Origin of the sequence: Cupriavidus necator N-1, from assembly GCF_000219215.1 — a bacterium.
GTDB lineage: Bacteria > Pseudomonadota > Gammaproteobacteria > Burkholderiales > Burkholderiaceae > Cupriavidus > Cupriavidus necator.
In genome coordinates, this window is sequence record NC_015726.1 from 2,018,246 (window position 1) to 2,042,084 (window position 23,839).

The 23,839-nt window shown below is 63.9% G+C and carries 20 protein-coding genes and 4 pseudogenes; 12 read left to right on the forward strand and 12 right to left on the reverse strand.

All coding sequences use genetic code 11. The annotated features are described in order from the left end of the window. Window positions 1–2: 2 nt before the first annotated feature. The 5 genes from metC to CNE_RS09525 all read left to right on the forward strand — a co-directional run bounded on the left by metC (window position 3) and on the right by CNE_RS09525 (window position 4,672). Window positions 3–1,181, forward strand: a complete 1,179-nt coding sequence (gene metC, locus CNE_RS09505) for a cystathionine beta-lyase (protein WP_013956921.1) — start codon at window positions 3–5, stop codon at window positions 1,179–1,181. Window positions 1,182–1,228: 47 nt separating this feature from the next. Further along, window positions 1,229–2,029 (forward strand): transporter substrate-binding domain-containing protein, encoded by an 801-nt coding sequence (locus tag CNE_RS09510; RefSeq protein WP_013956922.1) that lies wholly within the window; start codon window positions 1,229–1,231, stop codon window positions 2,027–2,029. A gap of 81 nt (window positions 2,030–2,110) precedes the next feature. Further along, window positions 2,111–2,770, forward strand: a complete 660-nt coding sequence (locus tag CNE_RS09515) for an amino acid ABC transporter permease (protein ID WP_013956923.1) — start codon at window positions 2,111–2,113, stop codon at window positions 2,768–2,770. Window positions 2,771–2,822: 52 nt separating this feature from the next. Next, window positions 2,823–3,548 carry an amino acid ABC transporter ATP-binding protein gene (locus tag CNE_RS09520; protein ID WP_013956924.1) on the forward strand — a complete coding sequence of 242 codons (726 nt, stop codon included), beginning with the start codon at window positions 2,823–2,825 and terminating at the stop codon, window positions 3,546–3,548. A gap of 107 nt (window positions 3,549–3,655) precedes the next feature. After that, window positions 3,656–4,672 carry a D-cysteine desulfhydrase gene (locus CNE_RS09525; protein WP_013956925.1) on the forward strand — a complete coding sequence of 339 codons (1,017 nt, stop codon included), beginning with the start codon at window positions 3,656–3,658 and terminating at the stop codon, window positions 4,670–4,672. A 422-nt stretch (window positions 4,673–5,094) separates the two neighbouring features. On the opposite strand, the pseudogene CNE_RS09530 reads toward CNE_RS09525, so the two are convergent. After that, window positions 5,095–6,140 (reverse strand): annotated as a pseudogene (locus CNE_RS09530) (PDDEXK nuclease domain-containing protein). A 285-nt stretch (window positions 6,141–6,425) separates the two neighbouring features. On the opposite strand from CNE_RS09530, the gene aspA reads away from it, so the two are divergent. Next, window positions 6,426–7,859 (forward strand): aspartate ammonia-lyase, encoded by a 1,434-nt coding sequence (aspA, locus tag CNE_RS09535; RefSeq protein ID WP_013956928.1) that lies wholly within the window; start codon window positions 6,426–6,428, stop codon window positions 7,857–7,859. 204 nt (window positions 7,860–8,063) lie between these two features. On the opposite strand, the gene CNE_RS39180 is transcribed toward aspA, so the two are convergent. From CNE_RS39180 to CNE_RS43035, 3 genes and pseudogenes are all read right to left on the reverse strand, one after another. Continuing rightward, window positions 8,064–8,417: a tripartite tricarboxylate transporter substrate-binding protein gene (locus CNE_RS39180; protein ID WP_013956929.1), complete on the reverse strand. Its 354-nt coding sequence runs from the start codon at window positions 8,415–8,417 to the stop codon at window positions 8,064–8,066. Further along, entirely contained in the window at window positions 8,344–8,772 is a 429-nt protein-coding gene (locus tag CNE_RS43030) for a tripartite tricarboxylate transporter substrate-binding protein (RefSeq protein WP_080569543.1), read from the reverse strand. The genes CNE_RS39180 and CNE_RS43030 overlap by 74 nt, the downstream gene beginning before the upstream one ends. Further along, window positions 8,693–8,968, reverse strand: a pseudogene (locus CNE_RS43035) (tripartite tricarboxylate transporter substrate-binding protein); the annotation flags it as partial. The pseudogene CNE_RS43035 and the gene CNE_RS43030, both read right to left, overlap by 80 nt. Before the next feature lie 109 nt (window positions 8,969–9,077). On the opposite strand from CNE_RS43035, the pseudogene CNE_RS09545 reads away from it, so the two are divergent. Both CNE_RS09545 and CNE_RS09550 read left to right on the forward strand, forming a co-directional pair. After that, window positions 9,078–9,587: pseudogene (locus CNE_RS09545) on the forward strand (tripartite tricarboxylate transporter substrate-binding protein); the annotation flags it as partial. Between the two features lie 26 nt (window positions 9,588–9,613). Then, window positions 9,614–11,225 (forward strand): annotated as a pseudogene (locus CNE_RS09550) (rhodanese-like domain-containing protein). Window positions 11,226–11,408: 183 nt separating this feature from the next. Here CNE_RS09550 and guaA read toward each other — a convergent pair. From guaA to guaB, 3 genes are all read right to left on the reverse strand, one after another. Then, window positions 11,409–13,028, reverse strand: coding sequence for a glutamine-hydrolyzing GMP synthase (gene guaA / locus CNE_RS09555; RefSeq protein WP_013956935.1), 1,620 nt, complete (start codon window positions 13,026–13,028; stop codon window positions 11,409–11,411). Then, a complete protein-coding gene (locus CNE_RS09560) occupies window positions 13,003–13,626 on the reverse strand; it encodes a hypothetical protein (protein ID WP_013956936.1) in 624 nt (207 codons plus the stop codon). The genes guaA and CNE_RS09560 overlap by 26 nt, the downstream gene beginning before the upstream one ends. Before the next feature lie 196 nt (window positions 13,627–13,822). Then, entirely contained in the window at window positions 13,823–15,286 is a 1,464-nt protein-coding gene (guaB, locus tag CNE_RS09565) for an IMP dehydrogenase (RefSeq protein ID WP_013956937.1), read from the reverse strand. 134 nt (window positions 15,287–15,420) lie between these two features. On the opposite strand from guaB, the gene CNE_RS09570 reads away from it, so the two are divergent. Together CNE_RS09570 and CNE_RS09575 are read left to right on the forward strand one after the other, a co-directional pair. Then, on the forward strand, window positions 15,421–16,380 hold the full coding sequence (locus CNE_RS09570) for a DMT family transporter (RefSeq protein ID WP_013956938.1): 960 nt from the start codon (window positions 15,421–15,423) through the stop codon (window positions 16,378–16,380). Between the two features lie 203 nt (window positions 16,381–16,583). Continuing rightward, window positions 16,584–17,105: a DUF4124 domain-containing protein gene (locus CNE_RS09575; RefSeq protein WP_013956939.1), complete on the forward strand. Its 522-nt coding sequence runs from the start codon at window positions 16,584–16,586 to the stop codon at window positions 17,103–17,105. Between the two features lie 54 nt (window positions 17,106–17,159). Here CNE_RS09575 and CNE_RS09580 read toward each other — a convergent pair whose 3' ends face one another. Both CNE_RS09580 and CNE_RS09585 read right to left on the reverse strand, forming a co-directional pair. After that, window positions 17,160–17,507 carry an RnfH family protein gene (locus CNE_RS09580; RefSeq protein ID WP_013956940.1) on the reverse strand — a complete coding sequence of 116 codons (348 nt, stop codon included), beginning with the start codon at window positions 17,505–17,507 and terminating at the stop codon, window positions 17,160–17,162. Continuing rightward, on the reverse strand, window positions 17,494–17,931 hold the full coding sequence (locus CNE_RS09585; protein WP_010809580.1) for a type II toxin-antitoxin system RatA family toxin: 438 nt from the start codon (window positions 17,929–17,931) through the stop codon (window positions 17,494–17,496). The genes CNE_RS09580 and CNE_RS09585 overlap by 14 nt, the downstream gene beginning before the upstream one ends. Before the next feature lie 177 nt (window positions 17,932–18,108). On the opposite strand from CNE_RS09585, the gene smpB reads away from it, so the two are divergent. Further along, the gene (gene smpB / locus CNE_RS09590) at window positions 18,109–18,561 is read left to right on the forward strand and encodes an SsrA-binding protein SmpB (protein ID WP_013956942.1); all 453 of its coding nucleotides are present in this window, start codon (window positions 18,109–18,111) and stop codon (window positions 18,559–18,561) included. 40 nt (window positions 18,562–18,601) lie between these two features. On the opposite strand, the gene CNE_RS09595 is transcribed toward smpB, so the two are convergent. From CNE_RS09595 to ppsA, 3 genes are all read right to left on the reverse strand, one after another. Further along, window positions 18,602–19,534, reverse strand: a complete 933-nt coding sequence (locus tag CNE_RS09595; RefSeq protein WP_013956943.1) for an SPFH domain-containing protein — start codon at window positions 19,532–19,534, stop codon at window positions 18,602–18,604. Window positions 19,535–19,634: 100 nt separating this feature from the next. Then, entirely contained in the window at window positions 19,635–20,057 is a 423-nt protein-coding gene (locus tag CNE_RS09600; RefSeq protein WP_013956944.1) for an NfeD family protein, read from the reverse strand. A gap of 152 nt (window positions 20,058–20,209) precedes the next feature. After that, window positions 20,210–22,594, reverse strand: coding sequence for a phosphoenolpyruvate synthase (gene ppsA, locus CNE_RS09605; protein WP_013956945.1), 2,385 nt, complete (start codon window positions 22,592–22,594; stop codon window positions 20,210–20,212). A gap of 413 nt (window positions 22,595–23,007) precedes the next feature. Between ppsA and ppsR the strand changes: the two genes are divergently transcribed. Then, entirely contained in the window at window positions 23,008–23,811 is an 804-nt protein-coding gene (gene ppsR, locus CNE_RS09610) for a posphoenolpyruvate synthetase regulatory kinase/phosphorylase PpsR (RefSeq protein WP_010809585.1), read from the forward strand. The last annotated feature ends 28 nt before the right edge of the window (window positions 23,812–23,839 follow it).

The following is a 23,839-nucleotide window of genomic DNA, read 5'->3' on the forward strand; positions in this document are numbered from 1 at the left end:
GGATGTCCCCCGATACCTACCTCTCGCACGGCGTGATCGATCCGGACGATTTCGGCGGCGTCGTCAATCCGCCGGTTTTCCATGCGTCGACCGTGACGTTTCGCAATCTCGACGACATGGAAGCGCGCGGGCGTGCCATGTCGGGCGCCGACACGGATGTCATGTGGTACGGCCGCAAAGGCACGCCGACCACTTTCGCCTTGCAGAACGCCCTGGCGCGGCTCGAAGGCGGGCACCGTTCGCTGTTGGTGTCGTCCGGCCTGGCGGCGTGTACGAGCGCCATCATGGCATTCGTCAAAGCCGGCGATCACATCCTGGTGAGCGACAGCGTCTATGGTCCGACGCGCCACTACGTCGAAACGGTACTGGCCCGCTGCAACGTGTCAGCGACGTTCTACGACCCCACGCTTGGGTCCGACATCGCGGCCTTGTTCCGTCCGACCACGACGCTCGTGTTCGCAGAGTCACCGGGTTCGCAGACGTTCGAAATGCAGGACATTCCTGCCATTGCGAAGGTCGCACACCGGCATGGCGCGGTCGTCGTCATCGACAACACGTGGGCCACGCCCTTGTTCTTCAAGCCATTTGAACACGGCGTGGACGTCTCCGTGCATGCGGGGACGAAATACATCGTTGGGCATTCGGACGCCTTGATGGGTGTGATCACGACCAACCGTGAGTCATGGAGCACCGTGCGCGACTATGTCTTCGCCACTGGCCAGCACGCGGGCCCGGACGACGTCTATCTCGCGCAGCGGGGCTTGCGCACGATGGCCGTGCGCCTTGAGCGGCATCAGCGTAGCGGACTGGCAATTGCCGATTGGCTCGCGGGCCGCCCGGAGGTGGCCCAGGTGTTGCACCCCGGGCTCACTGGTGCGCCGGGCCACGCCCTTTGGCGTCGGGATTTCACGGGGGCTTCAGGATTGTTCAGCGTCGTACTCAAGCCCGGATATGGGCGTGAGGCGTTCCGTGCCTTCATCGACGACCTGAAGCTGTTCCGCCTGGGCTTTTCCTGGGGCGGATTCGAGAGTCTGGTGATGCCCTTCGATCCCAGGGAGGAGCGCCCCGCAGCCGCCTGGCCGTATGCCGGCCAGGCATTTCGATTGCACGTGGGCCTTGAGGCCAAGGAGGATCTGATCGCCGATCTGGAAGCCGCGTTCCGCAGACTTGCCGTGCAGTAGCGTTGCCCTTCAAAAAAAAATACCTATTCCTACATTGGAGACAAGACATGAAATCCCTGAAGTTGCTGTTGCAAAGCGCGTGCATCGCGACCCTCCTGAATCTCACGGCGCCCGCCGTGCACGCTGAAGATCTGCTGGATTCGGTCAAAGTCAGCGGTGTCCTGAAAGTCGGCATGGAGGGCACTTACCCACCCTTTGGCTATCGCAATGGCGACGGTCAGCTCGACGGCTTTGACGTGGCCGTAGCCAAAGCCGTGGCCGACAAGATGGGGCTCAAGGTCCAGTTCGTCACCACCGAGTGGAGTGGCATCATTGCCGGCCTGCAAGCCGGCAAGTTCGACGTCATCGTCAACCAGGTGGGCATCACGCCGGCGCGCCGCCAGGCTCTGGATTTTACCCAGCCATACGTCTATTCCGCGGTCCAGGTACTTCAGCGCAACAATGACAAGCGCGAGTTCAATTCGCTTGAGGAGCTGAAGGGAAAATCCGTCGGCGTCACGCTGGGCAGCAACTATGCCGAACTGGCGAAATCCGTGCCGGGTATCCTGGTGCAGACCTATCCGGGTACGTCGGAAAACCTGCGTGACCTGGCTGCCGGGCGCATCGATGCCGCCCTCAATGACCGCCTGATGCTGCCATACCTGATCAAGAACTCCAAGATGCCGCTACGCACGGGCGCGCTGCTTGCAGGCACGAAGCTTGAGATGGGCATCCCGTTCCGCAAGGGCAATCCCAAGTTTGCCAAGGCCATTGACGACGCACTGAACGCGTTGCAGCAGGAGGGCACGTTGCGCAAGCTGTCCATCCAGTGGTTGGGTACCGACGCCAGCAGACCCGTCGCCCAGTAATCGCTGCCACGCCGGCCGGCTCCTGCCATCGCTGCAGGCATCGGCCTGGCCGGCCACGCGGCCACTTCTACGGATCGAATCATGGAATCTCTTGATCTAGTTATACATGCATCGCCGGTACTCCTGCACGGAGCGGTGATCACCGTGAAATTTGCCCTGGCGTCGATGGTGTTCGGCCTGCTGGTCGGGATCGTGGTCGCCATCATGGGTATCAGCACAAGTCCGATCCTCGGCGGCATTGCCCGCACCTATGTCAGTGTCATGCGCGGCACGCCGCTGCTGGTGCAGATGTTCGTCGTCTACTATGGCCTGCCAGACCTCGGCATTTCCCTGGACCCCACCAGCGCCGGCATTCTTACCCTCACGGCCAATGCCGGCGCGTACCTGTCGGAAAGCATGCGCGGCGCGATTCTCGGTATCGGCAGAGGGCAATGGAGCGCCGCGCATAGCCTCGGGCTGAGCCATCTGCAGACGCTGCGTTACATCGTCTGCCCGCAGGCCTTGCGGCTCGCCGTGCCAAGCCTCGGCAACACGCTCATCAGCCTGATCAAGGATACGTCGCTGGTGTCAGTCATCACCGTGACCGAGTTGCTCAGGTCGTCCCAGGAAATCATCGCATCAACGTTCCAGCCGCTTCCCTTGTATCTGTCGGTAGCAGCGATCTACTGGCTGTTCAGCACCGGATTGTCATGGGCACAGCGTCGCCTCGAGGCGCGTCTGACACTGCCCGTGACGCGTTGATCCAACGGGTCGGAAACCCGAAGAAAGCAATCTGCAAGTAGGAGACAAAACGATGATCGCGCTCGAAGGCGTATCGAAGTGGTACGGTCAGTTCAAGGTGCTTGATGCGTGCAGCACCCAGGTAGAAAAAGGCGAGGTCGTGGTCATCTGCGGCCCTTCCGGATCAGGAAAATCCACGCTGATCAAAACCGTCAACGGCCTCGAGCCGTTTCAGCAGGGCCGGATCAGTGTGGACGGGGTAATGGTCGGCGATCCGAAGATCAAGCTCGCCCAGTTGCGTGCGCGGGTTGGCATGGTGTTTCAGCATTTCGAGCTGTTCCCGCATCTGTCCATTCTCGACAACCTGTCTCTGGCCCAGGTCAAAGTGTTGAAACGCCGCAATGAGGAAGCACAGGAGAACGGCATGCGCCTGCTCGAGCGCGTCGGCCTGAAAGCGCATGCGCGGAAATACCCCGGGCAGCTTTCGGGCGGGCAGCAACAGCGCGTTGCCATTGCACGCGCGCTGTCGATGGATCCGATCGCCATGCTGTTCGACGAACCGACATCGGCGCTCGATCCCGAAATGATCAATGAGGTGCTGGACGTCATGGTCGAACTGGCGCGCGAGGGCATGACGATGATCTGCGTCACCCATGAAATGGGGTTCGCGAAGAAGGTCGCCAGCCGCGTAATTTTCATGGATGGCGGCGCCATCGTCGAGGATGCCGGCAAGGACGCCTTCTTCGGCGACCCGAAATCGGCCCGCGCTAAGGAATTCCTCGCAAAGATCCTGCATTGACTCACACCCGCTTGCATGAAGGCGGGGGCGGTCGGGGGCGATCAAGGTCCCCGCTGACAACGACCGCCGCCGCCCCGTCCTGGTCCACCTCCCCCAAAGTTGAAATCATGAAGATCTCGGATCGCCTTGCCGCTTTCTCCCGCCTCGATCTGGTCGGCGCGGCCACGCCCCTGCAAAAGCTTGACCGCCTGTCCGGGATGGTCGGGCGCGATATCTACGTCAAGCGGGATGACACCACACCACTTGCGTTTGGCGGAAACAAACTGCGCAAGCTTGAGTTCCTGGCGGCTGACGCCTTGCGCCAGGGCGCCGATACGCTGGTAACGGCCGGAGCCATACAGTCGAATCATGTCCGGCAGACGGCCGCGCTGGCGGCCCGTCTTGGGCTACGCTGCAGCGCGTTGCTGGAAAACCCGACCGGCACGGCAGACGGCGACTACCTGCACAGCGGCAACCGCCTGCTGCTCGATTTGTTCGACGCACAGGCCGAGCCGGTTACCAGTCTCGACAACGCCGACGCACAGTTGCAGGCCCTTGCGGAACGGCTGCGTGGCGAGGGGCACAAGCCGTATGTCATCCCGATCGGCGGGTCCAATCCGCTGGGGGCATTGGGGTATGTACGTGCCGGGCTGGAGCTGGCGCAGCAAGCCGAGGCGATGGGTCTTGCGTTCTCGGCGGTCGTGCTGGCGTCCGGCAGTGCCGGAACCCATGGCGGGCTTGCGTTGGCGCTCGCACACGCGATGCCGGATACACCGGTCGTCGGTGTTACCGTGTCCCGCAGCGTCGCGGCGCAAGTTCCGAAGGTGGCTAGGCTGATTGAAGGGACTGCCGCACTGCTCGATGTCGAGGTGCCGGCAGGGCTGAAGGTCGAGCTGTGGGACGAGTACTTCGCACCTCGCTATGGTGAGCCCAACCAGGCGGGGCTGGAGGCCATCCGCATCCTGGCAGGTACCGAAGGTGTGTTGCTCGATCCCGTCTATACGGGGAAGGCGATGGCTGGCTTGCTCGATGGCGTCGCGCGCGGGCGTTTTGCTTCGGCTGGCCCGGTGTTGTTCCTGCATACCGGTGGTGCGCCGGCGTTGTTTGCGTATCGCAATGCAATCAACACAGGCCCGAGGGACTGAAGCGGGGACGGAGGGGGAGTCGACACCACCGCCCAGCCCCGCCGCGGCAACGCGAAGCGCGGAGCCAAGAGACAAGGCGCCTCGAGGGCGCCCTATATGCTTGATGAAAAGCGAACTACAACGTCACTCCCACTCCATCATCAATAGGCCCCTTAAACCCGCGTAGGTAAAGGGATTGGCTGTGATCAACTTGGGGCCTTACCGTCGCTTTTACCGTCAAGCGCGCAGAGCATTTGCTGGCACGGGAGATGGAACGATTTGCGGGGCGACGACTCTGGCGACACCATTGTCAATCAGCTCAAACGATACAGGAAGTCCAGCGCCCTGTCCGCGCTCCGCCGACCAATAGGTTCACTCACGCTGGTCTTACCAGCGTCTCGATTGCGGTGACCGTTTTCCCCAACCGCAAGGCTGGGCCGTTCTCATACTGAGTCGCCCTCCTCCTGCCGAACGTCCAGCCCTAGTTCTTGCGTCAGCGTTTCGACGCTCGGCAGGCTCTCTTGAAGTTCAATGGGGAGTTCCGCAACGAACTGGTACTGGGCTACGCCTATCGGATTCCCCATGCCGCGCAGCGCGTACTCGACCACCAGCCGGTTATGCTCCTGGCACAACAGCAGCCCGATGGTGGGATGGTCGGCCTCGGTTTTCATCAGGGCATCAACCGCCGACAGGTAGAAACTGATCTGACCTGCATACTCGGGCTTAAAGGCACCTGTCTTCAGTTCAATGACGATATAGCAGCGGAGCTTGAGGTGATAGAACAGCAGATCAAGGTAGAAGTCATCGCCACCCACTTCGAGGTGAACCTGTCGGCCGACATAGGCGAAGCCGGCCCCGAGCTCGAGTAGGAAACGAGTTATGTGTTCCACCGGCGCTGCCTCCAAGTCCCGCTCCGTCGCGTCGGCACGCAAGCTCAAAAAATCGAAGACGTAAGGATCCTTGAGTGTGGCCCGCGCCAAATCAGACTGCGGCGATGGCAGTTGGGCGGCAAAGTTGTTTGGCGCCTGCGCCGCCCGGTCGATCAGGCGGGTGTCAATCTGCGCCAGTAGTACCGCGCGGGACCAGCCGTGCGCGAGTGCCTGCCGCGCGTACCACTGCCGCTGCTCCTCCGATTTGAGCTTTTGCAGCTGCACCTGGTTGTGCCCCCAAGGCAATTGTCCAACAAGCTGTTGGACAATTGCTGCATCCGGCCACGCCTCGGCGAAGGCGCGCATTGCCATCAGGTTGGAGCGCGACAGTCCGCTCATTTGGGGAAATGCTTGCCGCAAATCCTGCGCCAAACGCTCTATACTTTGGCACCCCAGCCCTGTCTCGCCTGCCGCTCAAGAATTTCCTTGCCAATATCCCAGTACAGCGCGACCAAGGCTTGGTTGACCGCCACCGCCGCGCGTTGCTGGGCGCGCCCGATGCGAGATTTTAGCGAAGTGAGCCAATCGGCGTAGTCGGGAGGCAGCGGTAACGAAGCCATGGCAGCAGAGGCGGAGAAGACGCAATGGGGGCAGTATAGAGCACCCGTTCAGGGCCGCTACGAAATCATCACGAAGAATACGCCGCTTACGAAACTTGCTATCAGATTGCCCTGGCAGCTTCGCAGGCTACCGGCAGAATCGAACCCCGGTCATGCCATTTCTGCATAATCATGCACTGCGCCGCGACACCCCATGAAATCTTGGCATCGAACGTGGTGCAGGTGCGGCCGATTCCCTAGACTCCGGCAGCAGTGCTAAAACCAACTTACGCGAGGAGCGTAACCATGACTGCCGGACTCTTCAGAACCGAACATGACCTCCTGGGTGACCGTGAAGTCCCTGTCCAGGCCTACTACGGCGTACATACGTTGCGCGCCGTCGAGAATTTCCCTATCACAGGCACCCCGATCTCCATCTACCCAGAGCTGATCAAGGCGCTGGCTGCGATCAAGCAGGCCGCGGCGCAGGCCAACCATGAGCTGGGCCTGCTCGACAAGGCGCGCTGCGACGCGATCGTCGGCGCCTGCCAGGAGTTGATTGCCGGGAAGCTGCACGACCAGTTTGTCGTCGATGTCATTCAGGGCGGCGCCGGCACCTCGACCAACATGAACGCCAATGAGGTGATCGCCAACCGCGCGCTCGAACTGCTCGGCCATCAGAAGGGCGAGTACCAGCACCTGCACCCGAACGAGCACGTCAACATCGGCCAGAGCACCAACGATGTCTACCCGAGCGCGCTGAAGGTCGCTACGTGGTTCGGTATTGCCGGTCTTGTCGACGCCATGGCGGTGCTGCGACGGGCCTTCGAGGCGAAGGCCGACGAGTTCGCTCACATCATCAAGATGGGCCGCACTCAGCTGCAGGATGCCGTGCCGATGACGCTCGGCCAGGAATTCAGCACCTACGCCGTGATGCTCGGAGAAGACGAGGCGCGCCTGCGCGAAGCCGCGATGCTGATCTGCGAGATCAACCTTGGGGCCACCGCAATCGGCACCGGCATCACCGCGCATCCGTCGTATGCGCCCGTGGTGCTGCGGCGCCTGCGCGAGATCACAGGCATTCCGCTGGAAACCGCACCCAATCTGATCGAGGCCACGCAGGACTGCGGCTCGTTCGTGCAGCTCTCCGGTGTGTTGAAGCGCGTTGCCGTGAAGCTATCGAAGACATGTAACGATTTGCGGCTGCTATCCAGCGGCCCGCGCGCTGGCCTGGGGGAGATCAACCTGCCGCCGATGCAGGCCGGCTCCAGCATCATGCCCGGCAAGGTTAATCCGGTGATCCCCGAAGTCGTGAATCAGATCGCCTTCGAAGTCATCGGCAATGACGTCACCGTCAGCTTTGCGGCCGAGGCCGGCCAGCTCCAGCTCAATGCGTTCGAGCCGATCATCGCGCACAGCCTGTTCAAGAGCGTCAGCCATCTGCGCAACGGCTGCCTGACGCTCGCCGAGCGCTGCGTCAAAGGCATCACCGCGAATGCCGACCGGCTGCGCGCCACTGTCGAGAACTCGATCGGCATCGTGACGGCGCTCAACCCCTATATCGGCTATGCCAACGCAACCGCCGTTGCGCAGGAAGCGCACGCAACAGGCGGCAGCGTCTATGAAATCGTCTTGCGTAAGGGCCTGCTGTCGAAAGAGGAACTTGACCGCATCCTGCGCCCCGAGACGCTGACCCAGCCGGTGCCGCTGGACTTGCATGGGAAGTCGTTTGTCCGATGACATGAAGCCACGCAGGAGCGGCACCGGATCGGCTGGAACAGTAAGCCATGGGGCGCGCTAGCATGCCAAGCCATGGCCTTTGCACACGGATATCGCCCGCACGTATGGCTCAGCGCAGCATACGCGGCTGCTATGCGGCGGGGCGCTAGCCGGCGGCATAGCATCGCGTATACCAGATGGCGTTCAGCGCACACCCGCTACTCCTCAATCCGTATCCTTGCCGCCTTGACAGCCGCGCCCCATCGTTGATCCTCGGACAAATTCACCGAACTTCTTGGGGTTAATCGTGATTGGCGTATAAGCCATGTCGGCGAGGCGCGCACGGAACTCTGGCTGGGACGTGGCGCGAGTCACCTGCGCCTGGATGACATCAACAACCACTTGCGGCGTATTTGGCGGAGCGAGCACGCCAAACCAGGTGTCAGCGTCGATTGCATAGGCACTTTCGGTGAGCGTAGGAACCTCCTTGATTGACGGGAAGCGCTCAGGAGATCCCAGTGCATAGAGCCACAGTTTGGTCTTGTTGGCGACCACCAAAGGTGTGGGAATGAATGCCACCCATGACAGCCGTCATGACGGGTGCCGCGCCGCCGAACGGCACTTCGAGCATTTTGTTGATGTGCGCCTTGGTCTTGAGCAATTCCATGCCCATTTGCGCCATGCTCCCCGGTCCCCAATGACCACAGGAAAGTGAGCTGGTTTTTGCCTTCGCGACGATGTCCTGGACAGTCCTGGTCTCGGCATCCGGACGACTCCCCAGAACGAAGCCCATCTTGGCTACGGGAGCAACGGGGCCGGAAGCCATTGGGCTGAAACTGGACGACCTTCTTGTGAATATACGGTGCGACTGAAATAGAGTCGGCGGCCGCAAACAGCAACGTGTATCCATCCGGCGGCGATGCATGAGTGACATTGGCACCAATCACGCCGTTGGGACCCCGCCGGTTCTCCACCACGATGGGTTGATACCAATGCGTGACGACAAGGCGGGCGAGTACATCCGTTCCCCCGCCTGGCGCATACGGCACGACCAGCCGAATCGGTTTAGTGGGCGTCCGCCCCGGTTGAGCGTTTGCCGGATTGGCCGCCCACATTGCGGCAAACAGCATTGCAGCGGCGCCCACAAGGCGAACGCCTCCCTTGGCGCTTCCAACAGCGCCGCACTGATACTGATATGACTTCCGTTGTCAATCGGATTGGTTCGGTTTCTGGTCAGTGCTCGGGCTGCCCGGCAATGGCGGCATCGCCCACATCGCGCATGAAATGCTGTCGCGCCAGCTTGGCTTAAAGGTCAACTACATCCCGTATGCCGGCGGTGCGCCGGCTACCGTGGACCTGCTCGGCGGCCATATCGACGCCACGCTGATCACGCTGGCAGCGGTGACCGACTATGTACGCGCCGGCAAGCTATCCGCGCTCGCGGTCACGACACCTTATCGCTCCAAAGCACTGCCGCAGGTTCCCACGCTTGCCGAAGCCGGCGCCACGGGCTTTGCCGTGGAGAGTTGGCAAGGACTGCTCGCGCCTGCGGCAACTCCGGCTGCTGTGGTCGAGCGCATCAGCCGCGATGTCGCGGCGGTGCTGCACGCACCCGCCACCCGCGGCCAGTTGGAAGACGCTGGCTATGTCGTAGTCGCCTCGTCGGCGCAGGAGCTGGATGCAACGCTGGCGCGCGACCTGCCCCGTTACGCCTCGGTGATCTCCGCATCGGGCATCGCGCTGCGCTGATAACCGCTGGAACCCAAATGACTGACATGACCCATGCCATCGACGCCGCCACGCTGCGCGGCTGGCTCAACGACGGGCAGCCGCTAGCCCTGTTCGACGTTCGCGAGCACGGCCAGTACGGCGAAGGCCATCCGTTCTTCGCCGTGCCCCTGCCCTACAGCCGCCTTGAGCTTGAAGTCGGCCAGCTGGCACCGCGCCGTGCGGAACGCATCGTGCTGTTCGACGATGGCGACGTGGAAAATCCCGTGGCGTCGCACGCAGCGCGGCGCCTCGCCGATCTTGGCTACCTGAACGTGACAGTGCTCGACGGCGGCGCACCCGCCTGGGCTGCCGCCGGCTATACCTTGTTCAAGGGAGTCAACGTACCCTCCAAGACGTTTGGCGAGCTGGTCGAGCACATCCAGCACACGCCCCGCCTGAGCGCCGACGACCTTGTAGCGCGCCGTGCCGCCGGAGAGAGCTTCGTGCTGGTGGATGGCCGCTCCGACGAAGAACACCGCAAGATGACCGTCCCGGGCGCGCTGAGCTGCCCCAACGGCGACCTTGCGCTGCGGCTGCCCGCGCTGCTGCCCAATCCGAACACGCCCGTGGTGGTGCATTGCGCCGGGCGCACGCGCAGCATCATCGGCGCCCAGACGCTGCTGAACCTGGGCCTGCCCAATCCGGTACTGGCGCTGGAGAACGGCACGCAGGGCTGGTATCTGGCAGGCCATGCGCTGGAGCATGGCAGCGACCGCTTCACTGTCGCCGTGCCTTCGGCGCCGGTGCTCGCCGCGGCGCGCGAGCGCTCCGTCAGGCTGCTGCAGAGCGCTTTGGCCTGCCCTCGCTGTCGACCGCGCAGGCACAGCAATGGCTGCATGATGCGCACCGCACCACCTACCTCTTCGATATCCGTTCCGCCGACGAATTTGCCCGGCGTACGATCGATGGCGCGGTGCATGCGCCCGGCGGACAGCTGGTGCAGGCAACGATCGCTATATCGGGGTGCGCGGCAGCCGCGTCATTGTGTTCGACGACGACGGCGTGCGCGCGCCGGTGGTTGCCAGCTGGTTGCACCAGCTTGGCTATGAGACCGCCGTGCTTGCCGATGGCGTGGAGGCCTCGCTGCAGGTTCGCGCGCGACCAAAGGTGGAGGTCACTACCGCCCTGCCCGTGCTCAACGCCGACCTGCTGCAAGCGCTGCACATCGCAGCCCAGCGCCTAGCTATCATCGACCTGCGCGAGAGCTCGGCATCTGAGCGCGGTCATGCATCTGGCGCGGTCTGGTCGATCCGGCCGCGGCTGCTGTAACAACTGCGGGCGCTTGGCGTAGCGCATGCCGATCCTGTGGTTCTGATCGCCAGCGAGCCAGACATAGCAATACTTGCGGGCGGGGATCTGCTTGAGGCGGGCTATCGGCACGTGTACCACACCGACAATGGCTATGCCACCTGGCAGTCAGCCGGGCTGCCGCAAGCGGCTGCGCTCGAGCCGCTGCCAGCCAAAGCGCGCATCGATTACCTGTTCTTCGTGCACGACCGCCACGAGGGCAACCGGGACGCAGCCCGCGCCTACCTGGCGTGGGAAACCGGGCTGATCGCGCAGTGCGCGCCGGATGAGCTGGGTGTGTTCCGCATTGCCGCGTCTGGGCGCGACTAGCCCCAACCTGCCGGGCGAGCCGGCGTTCGGGATAGCAGGTCTGTGGAGGGGCTGGCCGGACGCCTACTCTTTCCACGAGACCTACATATTCCCGCGAACACGCATGAAACCTGGCTTCCGAGATTGATCGCTACTGTCACGGCCGGTATTGCCGTAGCAGCAAGATGACGAAATCCCTGCCCCTCACTCCCACTCAATCGTCGCCGGCGGTTTCCCCGACACGTCATACACAACCCGGTTCAGGCCACGTACTTCGTTAATGATCCGGTTCGAGCAACGGCCCAGCAGCGCATACGGCAGATGTGCCCAGTGCGCGGTCATGAAGTCGGTGGTCTGCACCGCGCGCAGCGCGACGACGTAGTCGTAGGTGCGGCCGTCGCCCATCACGCCCACGGACTTGACCGGCAGGAACACGGCGAAGGCCTGGCTAGTCAGGTCGTACCAGCTCTTGCCGACCTGGTCCGGCTCGCACAGACCCGCGGCGGCGTCCTGTTCGGTGGCGATGGTCTTGCGCAATTCTTCGATGAAGATGGCATCGGCGCGGCGCAGCAGGTCGGCGTAGTCGCGCTTGACCTCGCCCAGGATGCGCACGCCCAGGCCCGGGCCCGGAAACGGGTGGCGGTAGACCATTTCCGGCGGCAGGCCCAGAGCCACGCCCAGCTCGCGCACTTCGTCCTTGAACAGGTCGCGCAGCGGCTCCAGCAGCTTCAGGCCCAGCGTCTCCGGCAGGCCGCCGACGTTGTGGTGGCTCTTGATGGTGGTGGCCTTCTTGGTCTTGGTGCCGCCCGACTCCACCACGTCCGGATAGATCGTGCCCTGCGCCAGCCACTTGGCGTTGGTCAGCTTCTTGGCCTCGGCCTGGAACACTTCAACGAACTCGCGGCCAATGATCTTGCGCTTCTGCTCGGGATCGGTCACGCCGGCCAGGTGGCCGAGGAACTGATCGGAAGCATCGATATGCACGACCTTGGCGTGCAGGCGGCCGGCGAACATGTCCATCACCATCTTGCCTTCGTCCAGGCGCAGCAGGCCGTGGTCGACGAACACGCAGGTGAGCTGTTCGCCGATGGCGCGGTGGATCAGCGCCGCGGCCACCGACGAGTCGACGCCGCCGGACAGGCCCAGGATGACTTCTTCATCGCCGACCTGCTCGCGGATCTTGGCGACGGCTTCCGCGATATGGTCGTGCATGACCCAGTCAGGCTTGCAGCCAGCGATGCCGAGCACGAAGCGCTCCAGCATCTGGCGGCCCTTGGCGGTATGCGTGACCTCGGGGTGGAACTGCACCGCGTAGTAGCCGCGCGCCTCGTCGGCCATGCCGGCGATCGGGCAACTGGGGGTGGAGGCCATCAGCTTGAAGCCCGGCGGCAGGCCGGCAACCTTGTCGCCGTGGCTCATCCAGACCTTGAGCATGCCATGGCCTTCCGGCGTGCGGAAATCCTCGATGTCCTTGAGCAGGTTGGTGTGGCCATGGGCGCGCACCTCGGCGTAGCCGAATTCGCGGTGATCGCTCCACTCGACCTTGCCGCCCAGCTGCACGGCCATAGTCTGCATGCCGTAGCAGATGCCCAGCACCGGCACGCCCAGGTCCCACACGGCCTGCGGCGCGCGCAGCTGGTGGTCTTCATAGGTACTGGCGTGGCTGCCCGACAGGATGATGGCCTTGGGGGCGAACTCGCGGACGAAGTCGTCGGAGACGTCGTTCGGGTGGATCTCGCAATAGACGTGCGCCTCGCGGACGCGGCGGGCGATCAGCTGCGTGACCTGCGAGCCGAAATCAAGAATGAGGATTTTGTCGTGCATGATGGGCCGATGGCGTGTCTTCCGGGATGGGCTCGGCCACGACTTCCGTGCCGGGGCCATAGCCCGGCGGCGGCGTGATGACCGGCTCGCGCCGGAATTCTGGGGTATTCGTTGGGCGCGCCGCGGGGGCGACGCCGGGTTCCTTGCGGACTTCCTTCTTGTTTTCCTGTTCCTGCAGTGCGCGCTCGGCCTTCAGCTGCCTTTCGCGGTTGCGCACGCGCCTGGAAGCGGGAATCTGCACCAGCGCGAAAAACGCCAGCACCACTGCCATCACCGGCAGCCAGATCTTGCCCGCGCCGACCAGCGGCAGTTCCATGAACACCATCCAGGCAATGATCAGCACTGCGCTGGCCAGGTTCACATAGCCGGCCGTGCGCGCCACTGGCACTGTCAGCTGGCCGTTGAATGTTGCCTGCCACAGCAGCACGGCCAGGCCGACCAGTGCCACGCCCAGCAGCTGCCCGAACAGGGCGGGTTGCGGCTGCGGCAACTGCAGCGCCGCATACAGCGTGGTGAACGGGGACATCAACAGCAGGATGCCCAGCATCAAATCCACCAGGGCATCAAAAAACAGCACGGCTCGCAGCAATACCTTCATTGGCGCTCCTCGTCATGGGCCTGGCCGATGGTGCGGCCGGCTGGTGTGGCCCACGTTCAGGCAACACCGGCGTTGCGAGCGGCCGGGCCGGATGGCATTCCGGTCAGGCGAAGGCGCCGCCCGCGGCAATGCGCCCTCGCCCCGACGATCTTGCGGCCGCGCACCGCCGCGAGGCGACGGGCGCAGCCGCTGCGCGTCAGTCGATATGGTAGTTCGGCGCTTCCTTGGTGATCTGCACGTCGTGCACGTGCGATTCACGCATGCCGGCTGCCGTGATCTGGACGAACTGGGCGCTCTCGTGCCAGTCGGCAATCGACTTGCCGCCGCAATAGCCCATCGAGGCACGCACGCCGCCGGTCAGCTGGTGGATGATCGCCATCACCGAGCCCTTATAAGGCACGCGGCCCTCAATGCCTTCGGGGACCAGCTTGTCGACGTTGGCGGTGTTGTCTTCCTGGAAGTAGCGGTCTGCCGCGCCATCCTTCATCGCACCCACCGAACCCATGCCGCGGTAGCTCTTGAACGAACGGCCCTGGAACAGGAACGTTTCGCCCGGTGCTTCCTCGGTACCCGAGAACATGCCGCCCATCATCACGGTGTGGGCGCCGGCCGCCAGGGCCTTGGCCACATCGCCGGAGTAGCGCACGCCGCCGTCAGCGATCAGCGGCACGCCGGTGCCCTTGAGGGCTTCGGCCACGTTGGAAACCGCCGTGATCTGGGGCACGCCCACGCCGGCAACGATACGCGTGGTGCAGATCGAACCCGGGCCGATGCCGACCTTGACGCCGTCGGCGCCATGCTCGACCAGCGCACGCGCGGCATCGCCGGTGGCGATATTGCCGCCAACCACCTGCACCTGCGGGAAGTTCTGCTTGACCCAGCGGACGCGGTCCAGCACGCCCTGGCTATGACCGTGCGCCGTATCCACCACAATCACGTCGACGCCGGCCTTGACCAGCAGTTCGACGCGCTCGTCGTTGTCCGGGCCCACGCCGACCGCGGCGCCTACGCGCAGCTGGCCGTGGTCGTCCTTGCTGGCCAGCGGATTGTCCACGGCCTTCTGGATGTCCTTCACCGTGATCAGGCCGCGCAGCTCGAAGGCCTGGTTAACCACCAGCACGCGCTCAAGGCGGTGGCGGTTCATCAGGCGCTTGGCTTCTTCCAGCGTCGCGCCTTCGGCCACGGTCACCAGCTTTTCGCGGGGCGTCATCTTGGCGCGCACCGGGGCGTCGAGCTCTTCCTCGAAGCGCAGGTCGCGGTTGGTGATGATGCCGACCACGGCCTTGCCTTCCAGCACCGGGAAGCCGGAAATGCCATGTTGCTGCGACAGCGCGATCACATCGCGGACCTTCATGTCCGGCGAAATGGTGATCGGATCACGCAGCACGCCCGACTCATAGCGCTTGACGCGCGCAACTTCGCGGGCCTGGTCGGCGGGCTTCAGGTTCTTATGGACGATGCCGATACCGCCGGCCTGCGCCATGGAAATCGCCAGGCGGGCTTCCGTCACTGTGTCCATCGCCGCGGATACCAGGGGGATGTTCAGTTCAATGGAGCGGGTCAGGCTGGTGCGGAGGGAGACATCCCGGGGAAGGACGGCCGAATAGGCCGGTACGAGCAGCACGTCATCGAATGTGAGTGCTTTCTGGACAAGACGCATAGCAAATCCTCTAGGCGCAAAACCGAATTATACAGGAATGCGCGCTTTGCTGATGCACTGCAACGGGCTTTCCTGCGGGCTTTCCTGCAAGCGGTCTGCTATGCTCGTCGGTTTTTACTCGGGCGAACCGAAGCATGGGAATCGGCGTATTGTGCGGGCTGCTGGCAGGCGCCTTCTGGGGCATGGTCTTTATCGCCCCCAAGCTGCTGCCCGTGTTCTCGCCGTGGGAGCTGGCCATCGGCCGCTACCTGGCCTATGGGCTGGTCGCCTTCGTGGCCGCGCTGCCGCTGATGAAGCGCATCGCGCGCAAGCTGACCCGGGCGGACTGCGTGGCGCTGCTGCGCCAGGCCTTCACCGGCAACCTGCTCTACTACGTGCTGCTGGCCTTCGGCGTGCAGCTCGCCGGGGTGGGTCCCACCTCCCTGATCATCGGCATCCTGCCGATCTCGGTCACCATCATGGGCCGGCGCGACCACGGCGCCGTGCCACTGTCGCGGCTGATGTGGCCGCTGCTGGTGGTGGTGGCCGGCATCGCATGCATCAACATTGACCTGTTCGGCGGCGGCCAGAGCGCCCACGCGGCGGCGGCCGGTGCGGCAGTCCGGCCAGTCTGGCAGAAACTGGCCGGCGTTTGCTGCGCAGCCGGCGCGCTGGTCTGCTGGACGCTCTACGCGGTCGATAACGCACGCTACCTGCAGCGCAACCCGCAATACAGCGGTAATGAATGGTCGGCGCTGTACGGGTTGTCGACCGGCGCGGTGTCGGCGGTGCTCGCCGTGATCGGCTGGCTGCTGGCGGGCGACACGCTGACCGCGGGCGACAGCGGCCGTGACTGGCAGTGGTTCTGGATGGTCAATGCCGCGGTGGCGTTGGGCGCGTCGCTGATCGGCAACAACCTGTGGAATATTGCCAGCCGGCGCCTGCCGCTGACGCTGTCGGGCCAGATGATCGTGTTCGAGACGCTGTTCGCGCTGGCCTACGGCTTTGTCTTCGATCACCGCTGGCCGCGGCCGCTGGAAATCGCCGCCATTGTGCTGCTGATGGTCGGCGTGGCCTGGTCGGTGCGCTTGCACGCCACCGACAAGTCTGCGTAGACTAGCGAACGATGGCGCGGGGATCACACACGCCACGAACAACAGCTTTACCAGGGTCAAACCGGCGCTACGCACCTGATACCAGGCGGGCGCCAAGCCATCGCCGCGGCTGTCCTGCCGCGACATCGCCATGCGCGCAGCCGGCGGCCCAGCACGATTCCAGCCGCACCAGTTACTTCCGAGTCACTTTAAGACGCCTCGCCATGAAACGATCGTCCGCGCTGTGCCTGCTTGCCGCCGCCACTCTCGCCGTTCCCGTCCAGGCCCTTGCCTACTGGCAATGGCGCGACGCCAACGGCCGCATGGTCTACAGCGACGTGCCGCCGTCGGCGGCGGCAGCCAAGGTGCTGCGTGCGCCGGGCCGCTTTGCCGGCGAGTTCCAGCCGGTGGAGGCCGCCAATGCCACGGCGCCCGCCCCTGCTGCCCCCGCTCCGGCCAAAGCCGCGGCCAAGCCCGCCGCGGCCCCGGCGCCGACGCCCGAAGAAGCCTTCCAGAAGCGCCGCGAGGCCAGCCTGAAAGCCGCCACCGTAGAGGCCCGCAGGGAAAGCGAGGCGGCTGAGCGCGAGGCCCGCTGCGCCCAGCTGCGCAGCTACGCCAACGGCCTGCAGCAAGGCATGCGCGCCGCGGTGGCGGGTCCGGACGGCTCGCTGCAGCACCTGAACAGCGACCAGCGCCAGGCCGAAATGCTCAAGACCAACGCCAGCCTCGAAAAGAACTGCAGCTGAAGTCAAAGAAAAACGGGGCGCATCGGCCCCGTTTGCATGCGTGGCAGGCTCGGCTCAACCGCTGCCGCGCAACCACTTCTGGCCTTCGCGCGTGCCGCCCGCGCGCTGCTTCTGCACCCGCTTGCGGCGTGCCTGCTTGGGATCGGCGGTCAAGGGCCGGTAAACCTCCACGCGGTCGCCTTCGCGCACCACCGTCTCCGGCGTCTTGAGCTTGCCGAAGATGCCCACCCGCATGGTCGACGGGTCCACCTCCGGACAGGCCTGCTGCAGCCCGGAGCCGACGATCGCCGCGGCAATCGTGGTGCCGGCCGGCACGTCGATCTCCTTCAGGAAGACGGTATCGGGCCGCGCATAGCAGACCGCGATATGCACCGTCCCCGCGCCAGCGTCAGTTGGCGACATATACCACCTCGGCCCGCTTGACGAAGGCGTCGACAAAGGTATTGGCAATCATGCTGAAGACCGGGCCGATGATTTTTTCCAGCAGCAGGCTGGAAAACTCATAGTGCAGGTGGAATTCGATCTTGCAGGCGTCTTCGCGCAGTGGCGTAAAGCGCCACGCGCCGTTGAAGGTCTTGAACGGCCCGTCGGCAAAGGTCATGTCGATGCGGGTGGGGCGTTCCTGCGTATTGCGGGTGTGGAAGAACTGCTGGATCCCTTTGAAGTGGATATGGATCTTGGCGTCGAGCATAGTATCGGTCTGCTCGAACACCTCCACGCCACCGCACCATGGAAGGAACTTGGGATAGTCCTCCACGCGCGTGACCAGGTCGTACATCTGCGCGGCGGAGTAGCCGAGCAGCACGGATTTATGGACGTCTGCCATGTAGTGGGCAATCTGGCTTCCGGCCATGCCGTGCGCAACGCGCGGCAGCATGAACCGGTACCGGGGCTGGTTTGCTAAAATGCCAATTTTAGCCGACGCTGGCGCATGGCGGCACCTCGCCATGCGGCACTGCAGCGATCCGACCGGATTCCACTCATTGTTCCCCCACCCGCACGCATGACCATCGCAGACAACAAAAAGGCCTTTTTCGACTACTTCATCGAAGAGCGATATGAGGCCGGGATCGTGCTGGAAGGCTGGGAAGTCAAGGCGATCCGCGCCAACCGCGTGCAGATCAAGGAAGGCTACGTGGTGGTGCGCGACGCCGAGATGTTCCTGATCGGCGCCCATATCAGCCCGCTGCAAAGCGCCTCCACCCACGTCAATCCCGACCCGGTGCGCACCCGCAAGCTGCTGCTCAAGGCCGACGAGATCAAGAAGCTGATCGGCAAGGTCGAGCAGCGCGGCTACACGCTGGTCCCGCTGAACCTGCACTACACGCGCGGCCGCGTCAAATGCGAGATCGGCCTGGCCAAGGGCAAGAAGCAGTTCGACAAGCGCGAGACCGAGAAGCAGCGCGACTGGCAGCGCGAGAAGGCCCGCATCATGAAGGGCGACGCCAAGGACTGAGCCCCGGCGCCGCGCTGCCGCGGCGTGTCCGTCAGTCCCTTCAGGCAGCCTTCTGCTGCCCCTTCACGATCTGCAGGGCGGACGCGATCATGCTGCTCATCTCGCCCAGATTGCCTGGCACGATCAGCGTATTGCCCTGCTTGGCCAGGTTGCCGAACGCAGCCACGTATTCCTCGGCCACCTTCAGGTTGACCGCATCCATGCCACCTTCGGTGCGGATTGCATTGCCGATCTTCTGGATCGCCTGCGCATTGGCCTCGGCCACCGCCAGGATCGCGCTCGCCTCGCCCTGCGCCCTGTTGATGGCGGCCTGCCGCTCGCCCTCTGACTTCTGGATCGCCGCCTCGCGCGCGCCCGTGGCCAGGTTGATCTGCTCCTGGCGCTTGCCTTCCGACGCGGCGATCAGCGCGCGCTTTTCGCGCTCGGCGGTGATCTGCGCCTGCATCGCGTGCAGGATCTCCTTGGGCGGGGTCAGGTCCTTGATCTCGTAGCGCAGCACCTTGACGCCCCAGTTGGCGGCAGCCTCATCCAGCGCGTTGACCACGCTGTGGTTGATGAACTCGCGCTCCTCGAAGGTCTTGTCGAGTTCCAGCTTGCCGATCACCGAGCGCAGCGTGGTCTGCGACAGCTGCGTGATCGCGACCACGAAATTGCTCGATCCATACGATGCCTTCATCGGGTCCGTGACCTGGAAGTACAGCACGCCATCGACCTGCAGCTGCGTGTTGTCCCTGGTGATGCAGACCTGGCTGGGCACGTCCAGCGGGATTTCCTTGAGCACGTGCTTGTAGGCGACGCGGTCGACGAACGGCACCACGATCGACAACCCCGGCGTCAGCGTCGCATGGTAGCGGCCGAGGCGCTCGAGCACCCAGGCATGCTGCTGCGGCACGATCTTGATGCCCTTGGCAATCAGCACGATGACGGCAATGAGGATGATCAGCGGCAACAAACCAAGCTGAAATGCGAGCATGTAACGACCCTCCAGACAGAAGACAGCAGTACGGAGCCGCCAGGCGGCGGCAGGCGGATCGCAGCGCAGCAATTGCCGCGCCGCGCAATAAGACAGGGTTTCAGCGGGGAGACACGACCAGGGTGCTGCCGCGCACCGCGACGATGCGGTAGCGGCCTGGCGCGGCGGCACAATCGGGCGCCAGCTCCACGGTCCAGTCAGCGCCGCGGTACGGCACGCGGGCGCGCCCGTTGGCGTCCCAGCCGGGCACGTCGAGCTCCTCGCCGATATCGAGATTGACGTTGGGATCGGCAGCGGCGTTGCCGCGCCGCAGCTTGCCAAAGCGGGTACGGCGCAGCCCGGCGATCAGCACCGCCGCGACCAGCGCGGCCACCAGCGTCTGCGCGGCCGGCGACAACCCCAGCAGGGCTCCCACGCCGCCGGCAGCCAGCCCCACCGCCACCATCAGCAGGTAAAAGGTGCCGGTGTTCAGCTCGATGATCACCAGCGCGACCGCTGCCACGAACCAGATGTAGTACGCCATCCAAGCCCCCGTTCGTCCAGAGAGATCCCGAAAAGTAAAAACCCCGCAGCGCCTTTCAGCGTCTGCGGGGCAGTAGCAACACCTGACGCAGGGCCGGTGCCTGCCGGCTGCCAGAAGGCGCCGGCAATATGGTTATTGTGACGTCAAATGCTTCAGGAAGCCAGCTTCTGCCAGGTCTCAACCACCGAGTCCGGATTCAGCGAGATCGACTTGATGCCTTCCTTGGTCAGCCACTCGGCAAAGTCCGGATGGTCCGAAGGACCCTGGCCGCAGATGCCGACATACTTGTTCAGGCGGATGCACGCCTCGATGGCGCGCGACAGCATGAACCGCACTGCCGGATCGCGTTCGTCGAAGTCCTTGGCCAGCAGTTCCATGCCCGAATCGCGGTCCAGGCCCAGCGTCAGCTGCGTCAGGTCGTTCGAACCGATCGAGAAGCCGTCGAAGTACTGCAGGAACTCTTCGGCCAGGATCGCGTTGGACGGCACTTCACACATCATGATGATGCGCAGGCCGTTCTCGCCGCGCTTCAGGCCGTGCTTGGCCAGCAGCTCGATGACCTTGGCGGCCTGGCCCAGCGTACGCACGAACGGCACCATGATCTCGACGTTGGTCAGGCCCATTTCGTCGCGCACGCGCTTCATGGCCTTGCATTCCATCTCGAACGCTTCGGCGAAGTCGTCGGCGATGTAGCGCGAGGCGCCGCGGAAGCCCAGCATCGGGTTTTCTTCGTCCGGCTCATAGCGCGAACCGCCGATCAGCTTCTTGTACTCGTTGGACTTGAAGTCCGACAGGCGCACGATCACGGGCTTCGGGTAGAAGGCCGCGCCGATGGTGGCGATGCCCTCGGCCAGCTTGTCGACGTAGAACGCGCGCGGGCTGGCATGGCCGCGGGCCACGCTTTCCACGGCCTTCTTCAGGTCGGCATCGACTTGCGGGTAGTCAAGGATGGCCTTCGGGTGGACACCGATGTTGTTGTTGATGATGAATTCCAGGCGGGCCAGGCCGACGCCGCAGTTCGGGATCTGCGCGAAGTCGAACGCCAGCTGCGGGTTGCCCACGTTCATCATCAGCTTGACATCGATTTCCGGCATGTCGCCACGCTGGACTTCGGTCACTTCGGTTTCCAGCAGGCCGTCGTAGATGCGGCCTTCGTCGCCTTCGGCGCACGACACCGTCACCAGCGTGCCGTCCTTCAGCACGTCGGTGGCGTCGCCGCAGCCGACCACGGCCGGCACGCCCAGTTCACGCGCGATGATGGCCGCGTGGCAGGTACGGCCGCCACGGTTGGTGACGATGGCCGAGGCACGCTTCATCACCGGCTCCCAGTTCGGGTCGGTCATGTCGGCCACCAGCACGTCGCCGGGCTGCACGCGCTCCATCTCGGACGGGTCGTTGATCACGCGCACCGGGCCGGTGCCGATCTTCTGGCCGATGGCGCGGCCGCTGGTCAGCACCGGCGCGGTGCCCTTGAGCTTGAAGCGCAGCTCGGCCTTGCCGGCGGACTGGCTCTTCACCGTTTCCGGGCGCGCCTGCAGGATGTAGATCTTGCCGTCCTTGCCGTCCTTGCCCCACTCGATGTCCATCGGACGGCCATAGTGCTTCTCGATGATCATCGCGTACCTGGCCAGCTCGGTCACGTCGTCGTCGGTGATCGAGTAGCGGTTGCGCAGTTCGGTGGGCACGTCGACGGTCTTGACGCGGCCGGCTTCGCCCGGCTTGGTGAATTCCATCTTGATCAGCTTGGAGCCGATCGAGCGGCGGATGATCGGGTACTTGCCGGCCTGCAGCGTCGGCTTGAAGACGTAGAACTCGTCCGGGTTGACCGCGCCCTGCACCACGGTTTCGCCCAGGCCGTAGCTGGAGGTGATGAAGACCACGTCGGGGAAGCCGGATTCGGTGTCGATGGTGAACATCACGCCCGAAGAAGCCAGGTCCGAACGCACCATGCGCTGGATGCCGGCCGACAGCGCCACCACATCATGGGCAAAGCCCTTGTGCACGCGGTAGGAAATGGCACGGTCGTTGTACAGCGAGGCGAACACGTGCTTGATCTTGTCGAGCACGTCGTCGATGCCGCTGACGTTCAGGTAGGACTCTTGCTGGCCGGCGAACGAGGCGTCGGGCAGGTCTTCGGCGGTGGCCGACGAACGCACGGCGAACGAGGCCTCGGCGCCTTCGCGCTCGGCCACGCGGGCGTAGGATTCACGGATTTCCTGCTCCAGGCGCGGCTGGAACGGCGCGGAGGCGACCCACTCGCGGATCTCGGCACCGGCCTCGGCCAGAGCCTTGACGTCGTCGACGTTCAGAGTCTTCAGGCGCTGGGAAATGCGCTCGGTCAGGTTGTTGTGGGCAAGGAAGTCGCGGAAGGCGAGCGCGGTGGTGGCAAAGCCGCCGGGAACCCGGACGCCGGCTTCCGCCAGCTGGGAGATCATCTCGCCCAGCGACGAATTCTTGCCGCCGACGATTTCCACGTCAGCCATGCGCAACTGCTCGAACGGCAGCACATAGGCGCCGTTATCTGCCTGGTTAGTCATGAGAGCCTCAAAACAAAGTAGAAAACTTGTTGCGCATGGCCGGTATGTTGTTGATGTTCTGTTCCCGGACCAATGATCGCTTGGCTAAGCAACCCCGAACTGGCGCTGCGGACCTGGCGCTACGGCTCTCATCGCGTAGCGCACATTGTCGACAATTCCGAGGCTGTTTGTTGCACGCGCGTGCACCCCGCAGAATTGCTTAGCGAAAAGATCGCCGCTATTCTACCGTGCTGCGCCGCACTTTTCTGCGGAAGATTGAATCTATTTATTAACGCGCCATCCCCATGTGCGCCATCCCCATGTCCCTGCCAGAAGCGCCCGGAACGGCGACACCCGGGTCCCAGCCTGGAACGCAGCCTGAATCCCCCTCCGCTCACGCACCCCAGGCCAGCGAACGCCCTGCGGTCCGCACCGTGTTCATCGTCTCGGATGGCACCGGCATCACGGCGGAGACGTTCAGTCACTCGATCCTGGCCCAGTTCGAGATGCGCTTCCGCAAGGTGCGCATGCCCTTCGTCGATACCCCCGAAAAGGCACATATCGCCGTCGGCAAGATCAATGAGGCATTCCACAACGAAGGCGTGCCGCCCATTGTCTTCACCACGCTGGTCAACCAGGAAGCGAATAAGGCACTGCGCCGCGCCAAGGCGATGATCCTGGACATGTTCCAGACTTTCATTGAGCCGCTTGAGAAGGAACTGGGCCTGAAGTCCACCCATGCCATCGGCCGCTTCCACCAGAATGCGGACACCGAGGCCTACAAGAACCGGATCGAGGCGATCAACTTCTCGCTGGCGCATGATGACGGCCAGTCACACAAGAACCTGGAAGAAGCCGATGTGATCCTGGTGGGCGTGTCGCGCAGCGGCAAGACCCCGACCAGCCTCTACCTGGCCATGCAATACGGGCTGAAGGCAGCCAATTACCCGCTGATTCCCGACGATTTCGAGCGCGGCCGGCTGCCGTCGGCGTTGTACGCGTTCAAGCCGAAGATCTTCGGCTTGTCGATCGATCCGCAGCGCCTGACCGAGATCCGCAACGAGCGCCGCCCCGGCAGCAAGTATGCAGCGCTGGAAAACTGCCGCTATGAGGTCAACGAGGCCGAGGCGATGATGCGGCGCGAAGGCATCAAATGGCTCTCTTCCACGCACAAATCGATTGAAGAGATCGCGACCACGATCCTGCAGGAGATCAAGGTCGATCGCGACAACTACTAAAGCAAAAAGCGGCCGTTCAGGCCGCTTT